The organism is Vreelandella hamiltonii, from assembly GCF_014651795.1.
Lineage (GTDB): Bacteria > Pseudomonadota > Gammaproteobacteria > Pseudomonadales > Halomonadaceae > Vreelandella > Vreelandella hamiltonii.
Map to the genome: position 1 here is coordinate 1 of NZ_BMXO01000028.1, position 1,900 is coordinate 1,900.

The following is a 1,900-nucleotide window of genomic DNA, read 5'->3' on the forward strand; positions in this document are numbered from 1 at the left end:
ACGGTGATGAGGTTGCCCTCGGCCGCTTCGGCGCCGTTGATCACGTCGTCACCCGCCAGGGTGTCGATGGTGATGGTGGCAGTGGCGTCCAGGTTGACGGTGTAGTCACGCTCGGCGTCGGCGCTGTAGGGGTTACCCGCCGCATCTTCGCCGCTCACGGTGGCGCTGATGCTGTCGTTGTCGGCCAGCAGCGATCCGGGCACGTCGATGGCGTAGGTGAGGTCTTCGCCCACCAGACCGGTAAATTCCTGGCCGCCCACGGTCAGGGTGACGGTGTCACCGGCCTTGGCNTCACCCGCCAGGGTGTCGATGGTGATGGTGGCGGTGGCGTCCAGGTTGACGGTGTAGTCACGCTCGGCGTCGGCGCTGTAGGGGTTGCCTGCGGCATCTTCGCCGCTCACAGAGGCGCTGATGCTGTCGTTGGCCGCCAGCAGCGATCCGGGCACGTCGATGGCGTAGACCAGGTTGCCGTTGGCATCGGCGGTCACCAGACCGGTAAATTCTTGGCCGCCCACGGTCAGGGTGACGGTGTCACCGGCCTTGGCGTCGCCGCCCACGGTGCCGGTGACGGTGATGAGGTTGCCCTCGGCCGCTTCGGCGCCGTTGATCACGTCGTCACCCGCCAGGGTGTCGATGGTGATGGTGGCTTCCAAATCGGCATCTGCATCCGCATCAGCGTCTGCGTCGGCATCTGCATCAGCGTCGGCATCCGCATCGGCATCGGCATCGGCATCGGCATCCGCATCGGCGTCTGCATCAGCATCAGCGTCGGCATCTGCATCTGCATCTGCGTCGGCATCTGCATCTGCATCTGCGTCGGCATCTGCATCTGCATCTGCATCTGCATCTGCATCTGCATCAGCGTCGGCGTCTGCATCCGCATCTGCGTCGGCGTCGGCATCCGCATCGGCATCGGCATCGGCGTCAGCGTCCGCATCAGCGTCTGCATCGGCGTCTGCATCGGCATCAGCGTCGGCATCCGCATCCGCATCCGCATCAGCGTCTGCATCGGCATCAGCGTCGGCGTCGGCGTCGGCGTCGGCGTCGGCGTCGGCATCAGCGTCTGCATCGGCGTCGGCATCTGCATCTGCATCTGCATCCGCATCGGCATCTGCGTCGGCGTCTGAGTCAGCATCGGCGTCGGCGTCCGCATCGGCGTCCGCATCGGCATCGGCATCTGCATCCGCATCCGCATCCGCGTCTGCATCAGCATCCGCATCTGCATCAGCATCCGCATCTGCATCGGCATCGGCATCTGTGTCATCAGCAGCAGCGGTAGCGGCGGCGCCACCATCAAATTCTACGAATTCGGCGCCTTCCAGTCCGCCTTCGGTGCTGAAGCTTTGTGGGTCGGTTTCTTCGGCAATACGGGCAACGCGCACGAAGCTGCTGCCGCCACCGCCGCCGCCACCTGCGCCAGCACCGGCCGCTGTGGCATCCAGGATATCGAGGAGGTCACCGTCTTCATCTTCGAGGGCGGCAAGCAGGGCTTCCAAATCATCGTCCAGAGCGCTGGCGTCCGTGGCGACAATGGCATCGACATCCAGTTCAGGGGTGACGGCCACTTCCTGGCCACCCTCGACCACATTGGCGCCGGTACCATCGGCAAAATCCAGCTCTACACGACCATCGGCGGAGGTGACGAGGGTTTCACCTTCCTGGATGACGTCGCCAATACGCAGTTCACGCAGGTTGCCGTCTTCGTCACGCGCCCATGCTTGACCTGAAATCGAGATAACCGTTGCCGTTGCCATGTCTTGTTCTCCACCCACTGCTCGATTAAGGGGTTGCCGATGCTAGGGTGCGTTAACAATTGCTGATGGAGATCGGGCTGATTTAGAATATCAGCATTTTTCGGTGATCTATGCCTCGGCTAATGCTACGTGATGACCAATGGGAG

Annotated in this window: 1 protein-coding gene; it reads right to left on the reverse strand. The window is 63.1% G+C overall.

Annotated elements, in window-relative coordinates:
• Nucleotides 1–1,754 (reverse strand): retention module-containing protein (locus IE061_RS17855; protein WP_193462209.1); only part of this gene is annotated, 1,754 nt, incomplete at its 3' end.
• Nucleotides 1,755–1,900: the final 146 nt, after the last annotated feature.